At 40.1% G+C, this 19485-nt stretch carries 20 protein-coding genes; 17 read left to right on the forward strand and 3 right to left on the reverse strand.

The genetic code is table 11. The features are described from left to right. The first annotated feature begins 113 nt into the window (after window positions 1-113). The 7 genes from pcnB to yjgA are packed head-to-tail and all read left to right on the forward strand — an operon-like array spanning window position 114 to window position 5441. Entirely contained in the window at window positions 114-1571 is a 1458-nt protein-coding gene (pcnB, locus tag AC1M9K_RS05330; RefSeq protein WP_481588712.1) for a polynucleotide adenylyltransferase PcnB, read from the forward strand. Continuing rightward, window positions 1568-2056, forward strand: a complete 489-nt coding sequence (gene folK, locus AC1M9K_RS05335; protein WP_035265339.1) for a 2-amino-4-hydroxy-6-hydroxymethyldihydropteridine diphosphokinase — start codon at window positions 1568-1570, stop codon at window positions 2054-2056. Before pcnB ends, folK begins: the two co-directional genes overlap by 4 nt. Window positions 2057-2096: 40 nt before the next feature. Continuing rightward, a complete protein-coding gene (panB, locus tag AC1M9K_RS05340; protein WP_035265341.1) occupies window positions 2097-2906 on the forward strand; it encodes a 3-methyl-2-oxobutanoate hydroxymethyltransferase in 810 nt (269 codons plus the stop codon). Between the two features lie 2 nt (window positions 2907-2908). Beyond that, complete coding sequence (panC, locus tag AC1M9K_RS05345) at window positions 2909-3748, forward strand: pantoate--beta-alanine ligase (protein ID WP_179998617.1); 840 nt, start codon at window positions 2909-2911, stop codon at window positions 3746-3748. A gap of 39 nt (window positions 3749-3787) precedes the next feature. Further along, a complete protein-coding gene (gene rapZ / locus AC1M9K_RS05350) occupies window positions 3788-4639 on the forward strand; it encodes an RNase adapter RapZ (protein WP_035265345.1) in 852 nt (283 codons plus the stop codon). After that, on the forward strand, window positions 4636-4905 hold the full coding sequence (locus AC1M9K_RS05355) for an HPr family phosphocarrier protein (protein ID WP_481588713.1): 270 nt from the start codon (window positions 4636-4638) through the stop codon (window positions 4903-4905). Before rapZ ends, AC1M9K_RS05355 begins: the two co-directional genes overlap by 4 nt. A 2-nt stretch (window positions 4906-4907) precedes the next feature. After that, window positions 4908-5441 (forward strand): ribosome biogenesis factor YjgA, encoded by a 534-nt coding sequence (gene yjgA / locus AC1M9K_RS05360; RefSeq protein ID WP_035265351.1) that lies wholly within the window; start codon window positions 4908-4910, stop codon window positions 5439-5441. 57 nt (window positions 5442-5498) lie between these two features. Here the strand turns inward: yjgA and AC1M9K_RS05365 are convergent, their stop codons facing one another. Continuing rightward, window positions 5499-7139, reverse strand: a complete 1641-nt coding sequence (locus AC1M9K_RS05365) for an acyl-CoA synthetase (RefSeq protein WP_035265353.1) — start codon at window positions 7137-7139, stop codon at window positions 5499-5501. A 264-nt stretch (window positions 7140-7403) separates the two neighbouring features. On the opposite strand from AC1M9K_RS05365, the gene AC1M9K_RS05370 reads away from it, so the two are divergent. The 3 genes from AC1M9K_RS05370 to AC1M9K_RS05380 are packed head-to-tail and all read left to right on the forward strand — an operon-like array spanning window position 7404 to window position 11635. Continuing rightward, window positions 7404-9146: a neutral/alkaline non-lysosomal ceramidase N-terminal domain-containing protein gene (locus AC1M9K_RS05370; RefSeq protein ID WP_481588714.1), complete on the forward strand. Its 1743-nt coding sequence runs from the start codon at window positions 7404-7406 to the stop codon at window positions 9144-9146. Beyond that, a complete protein-coding gene (locus AC1M9K_RS05375; protein ID WP_481588715.1) occupies window positions 9143-10432 on the forward strand; it encodes a D-arabinono-1,4-lactone oxidase in 1290 nt (429 codons plus the stop codon). The genes AC1M9K_RS05370 and AC1M9K_RS05375 overlap by 4 nt, the downstream gene beginning before the upstream one ends. Before the next feature lie 3 nt (window positions 10433-10435). Continuing rightward, window positions 10436-11635 carry an alanine racemase gene (locus tag AC1M9K_RS05380; RefSeq protein WP_481588716.1) on the forward strand — a complete coding sequence of 400 codons (1200 nt, stop codon included), beginning with the start codon at window positions 10436-10438 and terminating at the stop codon, window positions 11633-11635. A gap of 56 nt (window positions 11636-11691) precedes the next feature. On the opposite strand, the gene AC1M9K_RS05385 is transcribed toward AC1M9K_RS05380, so the two are convergent. Further along, window positions 11692-13311 carry a glutamate synthase-related protein gene (locus AC1M9K_RS05385; RefSeq protein WP_481588717.1) on the reverse strand — a complete coding sequence of 540 codons (1620 nt, stop codon included), beginning with the start codon at window positions 13309-13311 and terminating at the stop codon, window positions 11692-11694. A 325-nt stretch (window positions 13312-13636) separates the two neighbouring features. Here AC1M9K_RS05385 and thrS point away from each other — a divergent pair, with 325 nt between their 5' ends. After that, window positions 13637-15559, forward strand: a complete 1923-nt coding sequence (thrS, locus tag AC1M9K_RS05390; RefSeq protein WP_035265361.1) for a threonine--tRNA ligase — start codon at window positions 13637-13639, stop codon at window positions 15557-15559. A gap of 5 nt (window positions 15560-15564) precedes the next feature. Beyond that, window positions 15565-16116, forward strand: a complete 552-nt coding sequence (gene infC / locus AC1M9K_RS05395) for a translation initiation factor IF-3 (protein ID WP_081403231.1) — start codon at window positions 15565-15567, stop codon at window positions 16114-16116. Between the two features lie 444 nt (window positions 16117-16560). Here the strand turns inward: infC and AC1M9K_RS05400 are convergent, their stop codons facing one another. Continuing rightward, window positions 16561-17031 carry an Hsp20 family protein gene (locus AC1M9K_RS05400; protein WP_179998611.1) on the reverse strand — a complete coding sequence of 157 codons (471 nt, stop codon included), beginning with the start codon at window positions 17029-17031 and terminating at the stop codon, window positions 16561-16563. A 280-nt stretch (window positions 17032-17311) separates the two neighbouring features. Between AC1M9K_RS05400 and AC1M9K_RS05405 the strand changes: the two genes are divergently transcribed. The 5 genes from AC1M9K_RS05405 to rplT all read left to right on the forward strand — a co-directional run bounded on the left by AC1M9K_RS05405 (window position 17312) and on the right by rplT (window position 19447). Then, window positions 17312-17929: a glutathione S-transferase family protein gene (locus AC1M9K_RS05405; RefSeq protein ID WP_035265364.1), complete on the forward strand. Its 618-nt coding sequence runs from the start codon at window positions 17312-17314 to the stop codon at window positions 17927-17929. A gap of 72 nt (window positions 17930-18001) precedes the next feature. Then, entirely contained in the window at window positions 18002-18301 is a 300-nt protein-coding gene (locus tag AC1M9K_RS05410) for a hypothetical protein (RefSeq protein ID WP_481588718.1), read from the forward strand. Beyond that, window positions 18298-18723: a YqaA family protein gene (locus tag AC1M9K_RS05415; RefSeq protein WP_481588719.1), complete on the forward strand. Its 426-nt coding sequence runs from the start codon at window positions 18298-18300 to the stop codon at window positions 18721-18723. Before AC1M9K_RS05410 ends, AC1M9K_RS05415 begins: the two co-directional genes overlap by 4 nt. A gap of 158 nt (window positions 18724-18881) precedes the next feature. Next, on the forward strand, window positions 18882-19076 hold the full coding sequence (rpmI, locus tag AC1M9K_RS05420; RefSeq protein ID WP_004278281.1) for a 50S ribosomal protein L35: 195 nt from the start codon (window positions 18882-18884) through the stop codon (window positions 19074-19076). 11 nt (window positions 19077-19087) lie between these two features. After that, the gene (gene rplT, locus AC1M9K_RS05425) at window positions 19088-19447 is read left to right on the forward strand and encodes a 50S ribosomal protein L20 (RefSeq protein ID WP_004867327.1); all 360 of its coding nucleotides are present in this window, start codon (window positions 19088-19090) and stop codon (window positions 19445-19447) included. Window positions 19448-19485 lie beyond the last annotated feature (38 nt).

Raw genomic sequence — 19485 nt, forward strand, 5'->3', positions numbered from 1 at the left:
AATTTAATCAATTTTGACAGTGAATCCTGGAGAATAAAATTGCCCTTTGATTGTGTTAGAGCTATGATTAGCACAATTATGATTTTACGTTCTGACGTAGGAGACAGCGTCTTTTGCAAACTTTGCACGCGTCAAAGTGCGGTTTATCCACTGCACAATTACCTTCTTCCATTTTAGATGTTATTGATTCTTTAACTAAAGCCGGCTATGAAGCTTATATCGTCGGTGGTGGTGTCCGTGATTTGATGCTTGGACTTGCGCCTAAAGATTTCGATGCTGTAACCAATGCGACACCTTCACAAATCAAAGAAGTATTTGGTCGTCGTTGCCGAATTATTGGTCGTCGTTTTGAGTTGGCTCATGTCTATTCTGGTCGTGAATTAATTGAAGTGGCCACTTTCCGAGCTCCTCCTAAAAAAGCAGTGACTTCTGCTGCAGGGATGATTCTAAGAGATAATAATTGGGGCTCAATTGAGGAAGATTTTGCTCGTCGAGATTTCTCAATCAATGCGATGTATTACCAACCGCGTAAGGGTATCGTTCTTGATTTCTGTAACGCTATTGATGATATAAAAACAAAAACATTGCGTTTATTGGGTGATCCAAAGTTACGCTTTGAAGAAGATCCAGTTCGTATGTTACGAACACTGAGATTTGCTGCGAAACTTAACTTTAAAATTGATCCTGCAATTTTAGACGTATTTACACCTGAAGCAACCTTGCTTTTACGTGATGTATCACCACATCGTTTATATGATGAATCTCAAAAGTTATTCACAATGGGGCATTTGAATCGTGTGCTCCCGATGTTGATTGAGTTTGGAATCTGGAAGCAATTATTTGCAGATATTCCTCCTCATATTGATGCATTTATTGAACGTGCAGCGAAAAATACAGATCAGCGAATTCAAATTGGTAAAACGATCAACCCTGCATTTTTCTATGCGGTATTGTTGTGGAAACCATTCCTTGAGCGTTGTGATTTTTATATGCACAAAGGTGTTGTGGCAGCTGAAGCACGTGCTCAAGCTGGCTTAGATGTGCTGAAGCGCCAAGCGACACGCACGATTATCCCGCGTTTTGCAGAAACATTTATTCGTGAAGTTTGGGAAATGCAAACTCGTTTGTTGAACCCAAAACCTCAGCAAATTGAAGCACTCTCAGGTCATGCTCGTTTTAGAGCAGGTTTTGACTTTATGTTGCTGCGTGAAAAGTCTGGAGATCAGACGACCAATGGCATGGGTCAATGGTGGGATGCTTATCAGTTGATGTCTTTGGACGAAAAAGAGCGTGTGATTGCGCAGTACAATCGTCAACGGACTAAATCACGACGTAAAGTTGCCGTGACCGAAGATGTTGCGGAAACAAAGCCTCAGCAGATTGAACCGCTAGTTAAAGAAACGGAGTCACGTAGCCGCCGCAGTCGTAAGGCCGCTTCAGCGAATGAGCGAAGAACAGAGCAAAATGCGAGTATCGCTTTGGATAATGGTATTGCAGCTGATCATCCTATTTTGAAGCGTAAACGTGTCAAACGCGATTTAAATACAGTGGTGTTTGGTCCTATCCAATGACAGTACGAACATATATTGGACTGGGAAGTAATTTAGGTGATTCTCAGCAGTTGATGGCAGAAGCCTATACAAAACTGGCAATGCTGGGTGTGGTGAAAGCATCAAGGCTTTATCATAGTCCACCTATGGGTCCTCAAGACCAACCACATTACCACAATGCGGTCGTTCGTTTAGATACGAGTCTAACGGCGCTTGAATTATTAGATGAATTACAAAAAATAGAAAATGAAGCAGGGCGGGTGCGTTTACGTCGTTGGGGTGAACGCACACTCGATTTAGATCTATTGTTATATGGTGATCAAACGATTCAAAATGATCGCTTAACTGTTCCGCATATCGGGATATTTGAGCGAGATTTTGTCATACTGCCGTTATTAGATCTGGATGTCGAATTAGAAATTCATGGACAGAAAATTCGAGAAACGAATATTGCAAAACACAGCCAATTGGATGTTTTAGCAGATTCATCTTGGATCAATATTTAAACTTTAAAATGTTCTAAGGAACTGTGTTAGAGGACATCTTATGATCAGTCTGAGCGATTTAAGACAATTCAAACAGCAAGGTCGAAAATTTTCATGTCTGACTTGTTATGACGCCAGTATGGCGAAGGCAATGGAAATTGCTGAAATAGATACCATTTTAATTGGTGATTCGCTTGGGATGACTATTCAAGGCCATGATTCAACGTTGCCTGTGAATGTGGAAGATATGGTCTATCACACCTCAGTTGTACGTCGTGGAAATAACCATGCTTTCATCTTAACTGATCTGCCTTTTATGAGTTATGCCACACTCAATGATGCACTAGTAAACTCGAAAAAAGTGATGCAAGCTGGCGCACAAATGGTCAAGCTTGAAGGTGGTGCTTGGCTTGCTGAAACGGTAGAAGTATTGACTCGCAATGGTATTCCAGTGTGTGTCCATCTTGGACTAACGCCACAATCCGTTCATGTATTTGGTGGCTATAAATTACAAGCCAAAACGCGTGAAGCTGCGGATCAGCTGATTGCTGATTGTAAAGCCGTTGTTGAGGCTGGGGCTGCAGTGTTATTGCTAGAGTGTGTACCTGCACAATTGGGTCAAGAAATTACAGAACTATTTCCGCATGTACCTGTGATTGGTATTGGTGCTGGAGCACAAACCGATGGTCAAGTTCTGGTTGTTCAAGATATGCTGGGATTAAACTTCGGTCGTGTTGCACGTTTTGTACGTAATTTTATGAAAGAACAGTCTGGTGAAACGGCCATTCTTGATGCAATCAAATCGTATCATGTTGCTGTACTAGATCAATCTTTCCCTGCTAAAGAACATACGTTCCAAGTTGAGCTTTAATCATGAAAACTGAAACAACAATCCATGGTTTAACCGCATCACTTCATGCTGCTCGTCAAGCACGAAAGACTATTGGTTTTGTCCCGACCATGGGGAATCTACATCAAGGTCACTTAAATTTAGTACGTGAAGCACGTAAATTATGTGATGTGGTTGTGGTCAGTATTTTTGTGAATCCGATTCAATTTGGCCCAAATGAAGATTATGACAGTTACCCACGCACACTTGATCAAGACAGTCAGTTGTTGGCTGAAGAGGGTTGTGACATTATTTTTGCACCTTCAGTTGAGCAAATGTATGGCAGTCAACCTCGCTTAACAAACATTAGTGTCGGTCAAATTACCAATGATTTATGTGGTGCTCAACGTCCGGGGCACTTTGATGGTGTTGCGGTAGTGGTAACGAAGTTATTTAATATCGTACAACCACATTTTGCATTTTTTGGTCAAAAAGACTACCAGCAGTTGGCTGTGATTAAGACAATGGTACGTGACTTGAACATGCCGATTGAAATTATTGGTGTGCCAATTGCACGTGCTGAAGATGGTTTGGCATTAAGTTCACGTAATGGTTATCTTTCGGCTGAACATCGTCAAATTGCACCAGTCATTTATCAATCTTTAAAAACTGCTGAAACAAATTTAAAACAAGGTCAAGCGCTTACAGAGGTTCTTGCTGAGATAAAATCAACTTTAAGTGATGCTGGCTTTGTCGTGGATTATGTTGAAGCACGTAATCCAATGTTGCAGGCAGTAGAGCAATTTGACCAAGATATTGTGTTATTTGTTGCTGCGAAAATTGGTTCGACACGCTTGATCGACAATTTACAAATCAGTCATTAAAACAGGATTAAACTCGATGATGATCGTCAGGTGTGGTGCATGAAGCGAATTCTTATTGTTACAGGACAATCCGGTTCAGGGAAGTCATCTGCATTGCAGGTTCTCGAAGATTTAGGTTATTACTGTATCGATAATTTGCCGCTAGCATTACTTCCTGAGATCGTTGGAAAGTTAGATCAAGAAAATAATTTAGAACAATTGGCTTTAGGGGTTGATGTTCGGAGTACACGCGCTGATTTGCAAGAATTTGAGCAAGTTTATCAGCAACTGGAAAAACATGGTGAGGTCGAGGTGATTTATCTCACCACCAAAGATCAAGAGTTAATTGCTCGTTTTAGTGCTTCGCGTCGACCTCATCCACTGGCGAATCGTTTTAAAAGTCTGAATGAGTGCATTCAGGAAGAGAAACAATTACTGTTGCCGATTCAATTAAGAGCAACTGTACAGATTGATACATCAGATAAAAGTGTCCATGATCTTAAAGATACATTATTATCCCGCTTAGGGCAGGTAGATAACTTAATAGTTATTTTACAGTCTTTTGGATATAAGCATGGTATTCCGTTGGATGCTGATTTTATTTTTGATGTGCGGCATTTACCCAATCCACATTGGGATTTAGAGCTTAGAAAATATTCGGGTTTAGATGAGCCCATTGAAAAATTCCTGACATCATTTGACCAAGTGAATATGATGTTTGAGGATTTAAAGCAATTTTTAGAGAAGTGGTTGCCTGCCTTTGCAGAAGGGCATCGCCATTACATTACGGTTTCGATTGGATGTACAGGTGGTCAGCACCGCTCTGTATTTATTGTGGATAGACTCAAAAAGGCGCTTGAGGCACAATGGTCTATTCAGGTCTTGCATAGAGAAATGAAGCACTGGTCATGATTGACACAACTGTTGACGTAATTAACAAATTAGGATTACATGCGCGTGCGTCAGGCAAGCTCATTGAGGTCACTACCAAATTTCGAAGTTCGATTAAAATTGGTAAGGGCGATAAATTAGTTGATGCCAAAAATATTATGTCTTTGCTCATGCTCGGTGCAGGCAAAGGAACTACATTAAGACTAGTGATTGAAGGGACAGATGAAGAGAAAGCTTTGTCTGAAGTTCAAGCATTATTCGCAGCAAAATTTTACGAGGCTGAATAATCGTGGCACGTCGATCGCAACGTTTTACTGAAGATGATTTTGAGTCTTTAGAAGGGCGTGCAAGTAAAACTGAACAAAAGAAAGCTGTACAACGTATGGCTGCTTTAGGGGCTCAACTTGCTGAGTTACCCAAAAAAAAGATTGAAAGCCTTCCTGTGGAAGAGCGCTTAATTGAAGCTTTATTGGATGTTCAATTGATAACATCAGGTGAGGCTCGTCGTCGTCAATTTTTGCGTATTGGTAAATTATTACGCAATGAAGACGAGAGCATGATCTTATCTTATTTGACACCTCAACAAGGGGCGAAAAAGACAGCACAATTGCACCGCTGGGTCGATCGTATGATTGCACAAGGTGAGCCTGTTATTAAAGAATTTATGAAGACTTACAATGCTGCAGAGCATCATGCAATACGTCAGCATTTACTTCGTATTGAACGTGATATTCAAAAAAACTTAGGTGAGGATGCTGTTGCACAATCTAAGTTAAATTTGCTGAATTACGTTCAGCAAGTTGCACTTATCTCTGATCGTTAATGGTCAAAAAAAAGGTCTGATGTGTCAGACCTTTTTTATTTCTTAGATGCTTAATATTTAGAGTGCAGCACGATCTTTTGCCCAATCTCGCAACACAAACTTTTGCAGTTTACCAGTTGAAGTTTTAGGGATTTCAGTAATCACTACGTCTTTAGGTACCTTGAATCGAGCAAGATGTTGTTTGCAGTATTCAATGATTTCTTCAGGTGTAGCTTGTTGCCCTTGCTTCAATTCAATAAATGCGCATGGAACTTCTTGCCAACGTGGATCAGGTTTTGCAACAACTGCAGCTGTCAGCACGGCTGGGTGTTGATAAAGTACTTCTTCCACTTCAAGTGAAGAAATATTTTCACCACCAGAAATAATCACATCTTTCGAGCGATCTGTGATTTTGGCATAACCATCAGGCTGGCATACGGCAAGATCGCCAGTATGGAACCATCCACCAGCAAATGCTTCAGCGGTGGCTTCAGGATTCTTCAAGTAACCTTTCATGACAATGTTGCCACGGAACATAATTTCCCCCATGGTCTGACCATCGTTCGGTACAGGCAGCATCGTTTCAGGATCCAATACTTTCATCCCATCTTGAAGTGGATAAGGTACACCTTGGCGTGAATGTAGTTGAGCTTGTTCTTGGATGCTTAAATCACTCCAGCCTGCTTGCGAAGCACATAGCGCTGATGGTCCATAGGTTTCAGTGAGACCATAGACGTGGGTAACATTGATTCCTAGATTTCGCATACCTTCAATAATGGCAGCTGGTGGCGCTGCACCAGCAACCATCACTTCGACTCGATGATTAATTTCGCGTTGTTGCTCTTTTGGTGTGTTGATCAACATGGACAATACAATTGGTGCACCGCAGAAGTAATCGACTTGATGATCCGCGATCAATTGATAGATCTGTGCTGGATCAACTTTTCGAAGACAAACATTTGTGCCACCGTTGGCGGCCATGGTCCAAGCGAAACACCATCCATTACAATGGAACAGAGGCAAAGTCCATAAATAGGTGGCACGGGGTGTCATACCACAAGCAATGATATTACTCGCTGCATTAATATAAGCCCCACGATGATGATAGACCACACCTTTTGGATTCCCAGTTGTGCCTGAGGTGTAGTTTAAGCTGATGGCATCCCATTCATCCTGTGGTAATTGCCACTCAAACTCAGGATTACCTTGTGAAAGCCAAGATTCATACTCAATTTTTCCAATACGGGGCGCTTGTTCATTGAATTCATATTCAGTATCTGCAACATCGATAACATAAATATCTTGAGGAACTTGTGCTAAAGCTTCCTGTGCTAATTCTGAGAATTCAGGGTCAACTAAAAGTACTTTTGATTCAGCATGTTCAAGCATAAATGCGAGTGTTTTTGCATCTAGGCGCGTATTTAATGTATTGAGTACAGCGCCTGCCATAGGCACTGCAAAATGCGCTTCGATCATGGCTGGAATATTTGGAAGTAATACTGATACAGTATCATTTTTCTGAATACCAAGCTTTTGCAGCTGATCGGCAAATTGACGGCAACGTTGGTACTTTTCTTTCCAGCTAATCCGGCGTGTACCATGAATAATTGCATCTTGCTGAGGGTAGATGTAGGCCGCACGCTCTAAATATCTGAGTGGAGAAAGGGCAACAAAATTTGCCGGCGTTCTAGGTAGTTCGTCATACGGACTTAAATTCATTTTAGTATCCATCTTCATTTTTATAATCCTGAGTAAAAGATAAGCAAAAAAGAAACGGAATACATTTATCCTTTAGTCGAGCAAACGTGACATTTTGTCAATTAGGCGAAAATTCATATTTTTTAATTTCAATTTATTGCGTTTTATTCGTGAAGTTGGTGATATTTATTTGTGCTGATTAATGTAATTGATCTAGAAATAGGGTAAATTTTAAACAGATTTTAAGTTTCAAAATCGAATAATAAAAGCAAAAGGATTTTGCATATGTATATTGTTGGGTGGGGGAAAGATGAAATTAACATCGAACCCAAAGGCTATGCCATGTTTGGCTATGGGATGTGGCATCACCGTGCCTATAAAAAAAGAACTGCGCTGTATGCGAGAACAGTGACCATTCAAAAAGATCGAGATGCTCCATTAATTTTATGTTGTCTAGATTTTGGCTGTATTACTTCAGCAATTCGAATTACTGTAATCCAACGCTTGAATGAAACGTTGAGCGATCGTTTCGATCCACATCGTTTGGTTCTAATGGCAACGCATACCCATTCAGGTCCAGGCGGTTGTGGTTATGAAGCTCTTTATAATATGCCGACACCAGGATTTGTGCCTGAGCACCTTGATGCAGTTGTGGATGCTGTGCAATCCAGTATTCAACAGGCATTATCCAATCGCGATTTTACAGAGATTCGGTTAGCGACAATTGACATTCCTGAGCAAGTTCCTGTGGCATGGAATCGCTCGATAAAAGCGTATAATCGAAATCTCGATACTGCATTTGTCGACGAATCTGAAACTTACAAAGCGATCAATCGACAAATGCAAGTCCTTGGCTTTTATCGTGGGGAAAAGCTGCATTCACTGTTGTCACTGTTTGGTGTGCATGCGACATGTTTGGGCAATCAATTAGACGCTCATGATGGTGATAATAAAGGCTATGCCGCAACACTTTCGGAAGAGACCTTAAGTGCTGCTGGGGTGGATGGACCAGTTTGTATATTTGCGCAAGCAACAGCAGGCGATGTGTCACCACACTTCCATGGCAAGAATCAGACTAAGATCAGAAAAAAGATAAAAGGAGAAGCAGAATACATCTATGCGAGAAACAATGGTCGTATACAGAGTGAGTATGCTTTAGCCGCTTTACTTGAGCAACAGAATCAAAACATCCAATATCAAGATTTGGATGCAGTACTCGAGTATGTGGATATGGCAAATACTGTGGCTGATCCAGAGTTTTCAGGTGGATATAGCAATGCGATAACAAGCCAAGCTTGTCATGGGACAGCATTTATTGCGGGCACACCAGTCGATGGTGTGGGTGCTGCAAAGCCCTTGATCATGGCTATGAATTTACTTTCAAAACAATTCAAACGAAGTAAATTGAATTCAAAAGATCCAGTGGAAAGTGCTTATTATCAGAAGCTTTATCATGCTCAAGGACCCAAAAATATTATTTTTGAATCGGGTCAGCATCGGATATTAGGAAAAAAATTAGGTTCACTTCCTGGTGTTTTAGATCCACTCATTGCTGAAATGAATGCTCAAGTTCACGCCGGCGCAATTCAAGAGAGCGATTTAGTGCCACATATTGTGCCAATTCAGCTCATTCGAATCGGTCAACTTTTTTTGGTATGTGCTCCCGGAGAATTTACAACAACCTCAGGTAAGCGCGTATTAAATACCATTCAGAAAAGTGTATTACCGACATTTCCTAACGCAAAAATTTGGTTTGCATCTTATTGTAATGACTATATGGGCTATGTCACGACATTCGAAGAATATCAAGAACAAGCCTATGAAGGTGGACACACTTTATTTGGTCAATGGACTTTGGCAGCTTTTCAAACCTATTTTAAACATTTGGCTAAACAGATTTGTTTGCCACCTGAACAACGTCAATTATCAAATTGCGTACCTAAAGCAGTACCTCAAAAAGAATTAGAGAAAAGAACCAATCGGGGAAATGTTCAAACCGCCGTTGCACAAAAGGAGTTGGCAACATGAGTAATCTGACACATCATTATTGGTCTAACTGGTCGGGATATTGCCACTCAAACCCGCAACACATCTTATATCCAGACCAATTACATGAATTACAGGATATTGTGATTCAACATCCTAAAGTTCGTGTGGTTGGTGCAGGGCATTCATTTACTCCGTTGGTAAAAACGGATGCGTCTATTATTTCTTTAGACCGATTTTCAAGTGTCTTAAATGCTGATCAGGCTAAATGCCAAGCGACGTTATGGGCAGGTACTCGACTATTCAATTTAGGCCAGCATCTTGTGCCTTATGAGCAGTCGCTTATGAATCAGGGTGATATTGATCAACAAAGTTTAGCTGGTGCTGTGTCTACAGGAACACACGGGACAGGTGCAGCGCTACATTCTATTTCAGGCTATGTAGAAGATTTTGAGCTATTACAGGCAAATGGAGAGTTAATCCAGTGCTCCAAGACGGAGAACCCTGAAATTTTTCAGGCAGGGAGAGTATCGTTGGGATCACTCGGGATATTAACGAAAATAACCATGCAAAACCGCCCTAGATATAAATTGGAAGAGAAAATTCATTTAGCCCCTGTAGAAGAAAGCCTAGATCAATTTCTCCAATTGATGCACCAACATCGGCATTTGGAGTATTTTATTTTCCCTTTTACAGATCAGTTAATTTTTAAAACACTTGATGTTACAGAGGGTGAGGTGAAGCCAAGAGAAACTTCTTGGCCATCTGAGGATCAACTTTTAACATGGTGTTGTGAAATTTCTAAAAAAGCCCCTTTTTTGACGAAATATCTTCAAAAATTAGTCGGTGTTTTTGTGAAGCCAACAGAATTCATTGATTGGTCGGGTGATATTTTTGCAACACCTCGGAATACCAAATTCAATGAAATGGAATATCAAATTCCAATTGAGAATGGTATTCAATGCATCAAAGAAGTGATTGCAACGTTTAGAAAATATCAAATAAATTCTTTTTTCCCTATCGAATTCCGCGTGGTCAAAGGGGATGATATTTGGCTAAGTCCTTTCTATCAGCAAGACAGTATTTCGATTTCAATCCATCAATATTATAAGCAGTCACCTCAAAAAGTATTTGATCTTATTGAGCCGATTTTTCAAAAATATCGAGGCCGTCCACACTGGGCTAAGATGCATCAACTGTCTCACCAAGAGATGCGAGCTCTTTATCCGAAATGGAATGAATTTATGCAAATCAGAGAAGCGCTCGATCCCCATCGAAAGTTTCTCAATCCCTATCTTGAAAAACTATTACTTGGGCAACAAGGATGAGAGATGAATAGTTTTTTTAATCAAATGAATGATGATTTGCGGGCACATGGTTTAGGTCAACCTATGCTCTTGATCGATGACGATGCATTAAACTTTAATATTGCTTATGTAAAACAGCAGCTAGCTTCGGCAAAGCACTTAAAACCGCGGTTAGTCGTTAAATCTTTGGCTTGTTTGCCTTTGTTAAAAAAGCTAAGTTTCGATTTAGACACCCGACACTTTATGGTGTTCCATATTGATCACTTACAATTGATGTTCAATCATTTTGATCAAGCTGATTTACTCTTTGGCAAGCCGATGCCAATTCGTGCAGTAGAAAGGTTTTATCAAAACCATCACACGCCAATCCAATGCAAGATACATTGGTTAATTGATTCCTTTGCTCGTTTGCAACAATATCATGCCTTGGCTGATCAACTGGGACTTAGCTTCAATATCAATCTTGAAATTGATGTGGGATTACATCGTGGAGGCGTTCAAAATTCTGCTGAATTTATACAAATGCTCAATTATATTCAGCAGCATCAAAAAACGCTAAATTTGAGTGGCTTAATGGGCTACGATGCGCATGTCACTAAACTACCTAAGGTGGTGAAGCGTGCAGAAACAGCTTATGCTGAATCTCAACATATTTATCAAAATTATCAGCACATCTTAAAGCACCAATTCCCAGATTTAAATCATGCTCAGCTGTGTTTTAACGGAGGAGGAAGTCCAACCTTTAGTTTTCACGTGAAACATAGTGTGTGTAATGATCTGTCATTTGGCTCAATGTTGCTTAAGCCCAGCGATTTTGATTCTGAATATCTTTCTTCACTTAAATCTGCTTTATATATAGCGAGTCCCGTACTGAAAGTTTTAGACCAAGTTTCATTGCCAGGAATGCCTTCATTTAAAAAAATAAAATTCTTTCAGAAGCATCAATCGGTTTTTATCTACGGTGGCTATTGGATGGGTCAATATGTTTATCCAGCAAAATCTCATCCTCATTTATTGTATGGACGAAGCACCAATCAGGAAATGATTTGTGTCGATCGTAAAATTGATATCCATCCTGATGACTATGTAATTATTCGACCGAGCCAGAGTGAGGTGGTCATCCCGCAGTTCAATCGCACGTACCTTTATCGAAAAGAAAATGAGTGGAATTCATCTGATTTGGAAACGAGTAGATTTGAACCTTGGGAAAATTTTAGAGAGTAGTGATTAAAAGAAAAAGGGATGAAGTTAATCATCCCTTTTTAGCATTGGTTTGAAATTTATTGGATACCGCCGTAGTGGATGCCCGTTAATTCACTGATTTCTTTTTTCCAAGTGGTTAAGTCATCCAAATTAAATTTACTTAAATGGTCATGCCCACAAGCACGCGCCATTACCTGCATCAATTCGACTGAAGCATTGAAGAAGTTGGCGAGTTGCTGTGCTGATTTTTCAATTTCGAGTCTTCGACGCAAATGATCTTTTTGTGTTGCAATACCGACAGAGCATTCATTTGTATTACACGCGCGCATTCCCAAACAACCAATGGCCTGCATGGCAGAGTTAGACACTGCAATGGCATCTGCACCCAGCGCTAAGGCTTTAATAAAATCAGCGGGGATACGTAAACCACCTGTAATGACCAAACTAATGTCACGACGTCCTAATCGATCTAAATGACGACGTGCCCGTGCCAAGGCAGGAATGGTCGGCACTGAAATATTGTCACGGAATAATGTTGGTGCTGCACCTGTACCACCACCACGACCATCTAAAATAATGTAGTCCACACCTATCGCAATCGCAGCATCAATGTCTTTTTCGATATGCTGTGCAGAAAGTTTAAAGCCAATCGGAATACCACCTGTCTGCTCGCGTATATAGTTTGCAAACTCCTTGTACTGTGAAAGTTCAGTCCAATCCGGGAAGGTTGCGGGAGAAATCGCAGATTGTCCTTCTTCTAAACCACGTACTTCTGCAATTTTTCCGACCACTTTATGCCCGGGTAGATGTCCGCCTGTTCCTGTTTTTGCTGCCTGTCCACCTTTAAAGTGAAAAGCTTGGCATTTTTTTACTTTTTCAATGTCATAGCCAAAACGACCAGAGGCCAGTTCGTAAAAATATCGTGAATTCGAGGCTTGTTCATCATCTAACATTCCACCCTCACCAGAACAGATGCCAGTACCTGCCATTTCCGCACCCATTGCCAGTGCAGTTTTTGCTTCTTGAGATAAAGCTCCAAAACTCATGTCGGAAACAAATAATGGAATATTGAGTCTCAATGGTTTTTTTGCATTTGGTCCAATAATCACTTCGCTTGCAACGGGGGTATCATCCAGTAGAGGAACTTTCCAAAGTTGAGCTGTGACCAGTTGAATATCTTCCCATTTTGGAAGTTTGTCAAAAGGCACACCCATGGCTGCGGTAGGACCATGATGACCGAAATTTTTTAGACCATTTCGAGCTAATTCTAAGATGAATCTATTGTGTGGCTCTTCAGGAGCAGGCTGAGAATCTGCGTAGAGTCCTTGATAACGATTACGGTTGAATTGCTGTGGATTTCTTTTTTCCCAAGCTTCGATTTCTTCTAAGTCAACATAGACATGATCATCATGAATCCAAGCTTTAAATTTTTGCAGATTTTTATTGAGATATCTCGGGTTAATGCCAGTTTTATAGAAGTAATGAGAGCCGTGAAGGCCACATACAATTTTGTCGCCTTGAATATGGGCATCGGACATGAGTGCTCCGCGATGCTGACAACGACCATACATGACAACGACTTTTTCTTCATCATGATCTTCAAGACGAAGAACAACAAGATCCACATTGGCTGCTAAAGCATATGCGGGTTTAAGCGGCTGGAGTGTAGACCAAGCAATTAGTGGGTGAGATTTCATATGACCTGCCTAATGATTTCAGTGGGTTATATTTATTTGTTTAAAAGTATGTTGATCATCTAATAGAAAGTATAAAAGATTATTTTTCTATAATTGGGATAATATTGGTTTAAATATTAAATTGGGAATATATTTTAACTATTTTTGTCACAATTAAAACTGCTATCGCCTAATGCTCGATTAACGGTTTATTAAACAACGTGACACGTGTAAAATCTCTAGCGATTTTATTTATCCACCGTTTTTATCTTTTGAGGTTCGCCTCGATCATAATCTCGCGGTGACATGCTCCATTGTACGGGGCATCACTCCTTAAGGATTTTTTATGCCAATTATTACTTTGCCAAACGGCGATCAAAAACAATTTGATCAAGCTGTCTCTGTCATGGAAGTTGCTCAAAGCATCGGTCCAGGTCTTGCAAAAAATACGGTTGCAGGTCGTGTAAACGGCCATCTAGTTGATGCATGTGACTTAATCACTGATGATGCCACGTTGCAGATCATTACGCCTAAAGATGATGAAGGTGTTGAAATTATTCGTCACTCTTGTGCCCATTTAGTTGGTCACGCAGTGAAGCAGCTTTTCCCCGAAGCAAAGATGGTGATTGGACCTGTCATTGAAGATGGTTTCTATTACGATATCTACAGTGAAAAACCATTTACACCAGATGATATGGCTGCCATCGAAGAGCGTATGAAAAAGCTCATCGATCAAGATTATGATGTCATTAAAAAGATGACACCTCGTGATGAAGTGATCAAAGTATTCACTGAGCGTGGTGAAGATTATAAATTACGCCTCATCGAAGATATGCCAGATGAGACTCAAATGGGTCTTTATTATCATCAAGAATATGTGGATATGTGTCGTGGTCCACACGTACCAAACACTAAATTCTTAAAGTCATTTAAGTTGACGAAGATGTCAGGTGCTTACTGGCGTGGTGATGCGAAAAACGAACAACTTCAACGTATTTATGGTACGGCTTGGGCGGATAAGAAGCAGTTGGCTGCTTATATCAAACGTATTGAAGAAGCTGAAAAGCGTGACCACCGTAAAATTGGTAAAGCGCTTGATCTGTTCCACATGCAAGAAGAAGCACCAGGCATGGTGTTCTGGCATCCAAATGGCTGGACGATCTATCAAGTTTTAGAACAATACATGCGTAAAGTTCAGCAGGACAATGGTTATCAAGAGATTCGCACACCTCAGGTGGTCGATTTTAGTCTTTGGGAAAAATCAGGACATGCTGCAAACTATGCAGAAAACATGTTTACTACACATTCTGAAAACCGTAACTATGCCGTTAAACCAATGAACTGCCCATGTCATGTTCAAGTGTTTAACCAAGGTTTAAAATCTTACCGTGATTTACCAATTCGTCTTGCTGAATTTGGTTCATGTCACCGTAACGAACCATCGGGTTCATTACACGGGATTATGCGTGTTCGTGGTTTCACCCAAGATGATGCACACATTTTTTGTACAACTGAGCAAATTGGTCAAGAAGTTGCTGACTTTATTAAACTGACTTTAGATGTTTATAAAGATTTCGGTTTTGAAGAAGTGCAAATGAAACTCTCAACACGTCCAGAAAAGCGTGTAGGGGATGATAAGCTTTGGGATGTTGCTGAAAAATCTTTAGCTGACGCACTGGATGCAGCGGGTCTCGCTTGGGATTTACAACCTGGTGAGGGTGCGTTCTACGGTCCTAAAATTGAATTTTCTTTGAAAGATTGTTTAGGTCGTATCTGGCAGTGCGGTACAATCCAATGCGATTTTAACTTGCCATTACGTTTAGATGCATCTTATGTCACTGAAGACAACGATCGTGATCATCCTGTGATGCTTCATCGTGCAATTCTTGGCAGTTTTGAACGTTTTATTGGTATACTTATTGAACACTACGCTGGATTTATGCCACCATGGTTGGCACCAATTCAAGCATGTGTGATGAATATTACCGATTCTCAAGCAGATGCTTGTCAGTCAGTCGTCGCTAAATTGCAAGAAAATGGCATTCGAGTGATTTCAGACTTGAGAAATGAGAAAATCGGCTTTAAGATTCGTGAGCGTACTTTAGAGCGTATTCCATACCTATTGGTGCTTGGGGATCGAGAAGTAGAGGAAGGTACAGTGAATGTACGTACTCGCTCTGGAACAAATTTAGGTACTATGTCTATCGATGCATTCGTTGACTTAGTGAAAGTAGCCGTAGCCGAACGCGGCCGGTATATTGTGGAGTAAGAAAGATTAAACAGCCTGACCGTAACCAACAACAAGGTGCTAAAAGCAATCGTCCTGCATTAAATGATGAGATTCGTGCGAAAGAAGTGCGTCTCGTTGGCGCTGACGGAGAACAAAAAGGCATCGTTTCACTTGCTGAAGCGTTGCGTGCTGCAGAAGAAGTTGATCTTGACCTCGTTGAGATCGTTGCGAATGCAGAGCCGCCTGTTTGTAAAATCATGGATTACAACAAGCATTTATTTGATCTGAAGCAAAAGCAAAAAGATGCTAAGAAAAAGCAGCATCAAGTTCAGGTTAAAGAGATCAAGTTGCGTCCTGGTACAGACGTTGGTGATTACAATGTTAAGTTGCGTGCTATTCTGAAATTCCTTGAAGAAGGCAACAAAGTTAAAATTACTCTACGTTTCCGTGGTCGTGAGATGGCTCACCAACAATTGGGTCTTGCTCAATTACAAAAGATTGAAGCTGATGTGGCTGAAATCGGTGTAGTGGAACAAGCACCAAAAATGGAAGGCCGTCAAATGGGTATGTTACTTGGTCCTAAAAAGAAAAAGTAAAACCGATTTAGAGAAAAAGCCCTGCACATGCAGGGCTTTTTTATATGTTGATTGAAGGGATATAGGTACATCCTGAGTTAGTAAAGAGAGGAACGACTGTAGTTGGGGGTATAAATCATCAGTTGAATATTTCCATCAGGCAGTACTTTAGAGAAGTCTAATAAACGTATATTTTAAACTTCTCGAATCATTTTGTGGCTTGAGTAAAAAATGTAATTATTTCGACAGGTAAACTCGTACTTATACATAGAAAATTCTAGATGGATGGTAAAACTGAATAGGTTTAGAGTGTTTACTGTCTTGAAAGATGACCCAAAAAGGATTTTTTATATTGCACATCAGCACATCAGGAAATTCGTTGCTCAAAGTAGCTGTAGATTTGATTTATAAAAAAAGCCGATACTTTTGCATCGGCTTTTTTTGTGACTCATTAAGTTCGATGCTTTATTCGACATGAACTGTTTTTTCAGTAGACTCTGTATTTTCTAACAGAAGTTTTTTGCCAATTGGAATTTGTCGAGGTAATTTCTCTTCTGGAATGATACGCTCTAAGTCGATCACTAATAAGCCATTTTCATAATCTGCTTGTTGAACTTCAATATGTTCATCTAAGCGAAGCGATAATTTAAATGAACGACGCGCAATTCCTTTATGAAGATATTCGGTTTGTTCAGATTGAATAGCTTCTGGTTTTCCTGTGATCGAGAGAAGCTGATTTTCAAGACTGATATTTAACTCATCTTGACTAAATCCTGCAGTAGCGACCACGATGCGATATTTATTCTCACCTTTTTTTTCAATGTTATAAGGTGGGTAGTTTGGAGCATCACTTTGCATTGCATAATCAATAAAATCGTTTAAACGATCAAAACCAATGCTACGACGAAACAATGGATGAAGATTTAAGTTACTCATGATTAAAACCTCCTGAGGTCAGCAAAGTCATAAAAATAAGAATGTTGTTCTGTCATGACTATCATCAACAGAACCAGATGATCATCATAAATCTGGCAATTTTTTATATAGGTTCAGACCGAAATTTTTCAATAATAAATTCAAAAAATTTTTAAAATATTTTATAAATAATTGATTTTTTATAACTTATAAATAAAAAATTTCTATCCTTGTTGTTTGGTTTGAAATGATTTATGGTGGATAAATCAATCAACAAAGGGCATATGGAGCCTGAACTGTAATGATCGATTTATATTACTGGGGAACACCCAACGGATTAAAAATAACAATTGCACTCGAAGAAATGGCTTTAGATTATCAAATCTATCCAATCAATATATTAGAAAATGATCAGTTCCAAACTGACTTTCTTGCGATCTCTCCTAATAATAAAATTCCTGCGATAGTTGATCAAAATGGACCGAATAATCAATCGATTTCGATTTTCGAGTCTGGTGCAATACTGCAATATTTAGGACGTAAAACGGGACAATTCTATCCTCAGCACGAAATCGCGAGGATTCAGGTTGAACAATGGTTGATGTGGCAAATGGGTGGTCTAGGACCGATGTTAGGTCAAAATCATCATTTTGCTAAATTTGCTAAAGAGAAAATCCCTTATGCGATCGAGCGCTACATTACAGAAACTAAAAGATTATATGGGGTGCTCAATAAGCAGTTAGTTGGGCAAGACTATGTGGCTGGTGAGTACTCTATTGCGGATATGGCAATTTTCCCTTGGTTGATGCGGCACGAGTGGCAAAGTATTCATTTAGCAGAGTTTCCTGAAGTGGAAGCTTATATTCAACGTATCCAACAGAGACCAGCGGTACAAAAGGCGCTTGCACTACTAAAGTAGATCACGGATTTAAGTGTGCTAAACTCTATACATCTAAACCACCATTTGGTGGTTTTTTTATGGAGAACTGCCATGAAGGATTTTTTTTTAAATTTCAGCAAAATTGTTGAATCTAATTCAAAAGTATACTGGGCAATTATTGCTGGTATTTTACTCTGTGTTGCTTCTTATATCGTCGAAATATTTCATGTGCAAAATATCATTGCAGCAATCGATCCAGATTCTAGGGATCAATTAAAACAGGTGATTCCAGCAATTACGAGTAAATATACGGTGCTACGTGTCATCATAGTAGTGTTGGCAATTGCGTGGTCGATAAAAGAATATCGTAAAACTCAGAAACTTCTAGCGGTGAATAAGTCCAGTAAATGAATCTGATTTTATTGTTCTTAAGTGCCTTTGGAGCCGCCACTTTATTGCCCTTACAGTCCGAAGCAATATTGTTGGGGTCATTTGCTCTAAAACAATTTTCGCCGTGGATGCTTATTTTTGTTGCAAGTGTAGCGAATGTGATGGGTTCATGCGTTAATTGGTGGTTGGGCTTAAAAATAGAGCAGTTTAAAACCAAAAAGTGGTTTCCATTTAAGTTAGATCAAATGATTCGTGCTCAACGCGCTTATCAGCAGTATGGTACATGGTCACTTCTTTTAAGTTGGGTGCCTATCATTGGTGATCCAATCACCTTAATTGCAGGAATCTTGAAAGAAAAATTCTGGAAATTTATCTTCGTAGTGGGTATAGCGAAAACAGGTCGATATCTATTTATCTACTGGGTGTATCTTGGTTTGTTCTAAATTTTCGTAGAGTAAAACTCATCAAGATTAATTTGTCTGAATCAAGATTAACGGTGCTTTTGTTTTGCGCAAAGATGCTATAGAATACTCGCTCCCTTACCTGCAGGTCGTATTGTAATGGTGCAAACGAGCCGAACAGGTGTTCAAAAGAGGTTGTTATGCCTAAGATGAAAACTCGCCGTGGTGCAGCAAAACGCTTCAAAGCGACTGCTAACGGTTTTAAGCGTAAACAAGCGTTCAAACGCCACATTTTGACCAAAAAATCTGCTAAGCGTATTCGTCAATTGCGCGGCTGTGTAATGGTTCACGTAAGTGACGTTGCTTCAGTTCGTCGTATGTGCCCGTACATCTAAGGAGATTATAAATGGCTCGTGTAAAACGTGGTGTACAGGCTCATCGCCGTCACAAAAAAATTCTTGCTCGCGCTAAAGGTTACTATGGTGCTCGTTCACGTGTTTACCGCGTAGCGTTCCAAGCGGTAATCAAAGCAGGTCAATATGCTTACCGTGACCGTCGTCAAAAGAAACGTCAATTCCGTGCTTTATGGATTGCGCGTATCAATGCTGGTGCACGTCAAAATGGTTTGTCGTACAGCCGTATGATCGATGGCTTGAAAAAAGCTCAAGTGATCATCGACCGTCGCGTACTTGCTGACATCGCTATGCATGACGCAGTTGCATTTGCTGCTTTAGCTGAAAAAGCTAAAGGCGCATTAGCTGCTTAATCATCGTAGATGAGAAAAAGACCGCTTTTTAGCGGTCT

Source organism: Acinetobacter sp. 24-47-67 (assembly GCF_056779735.1).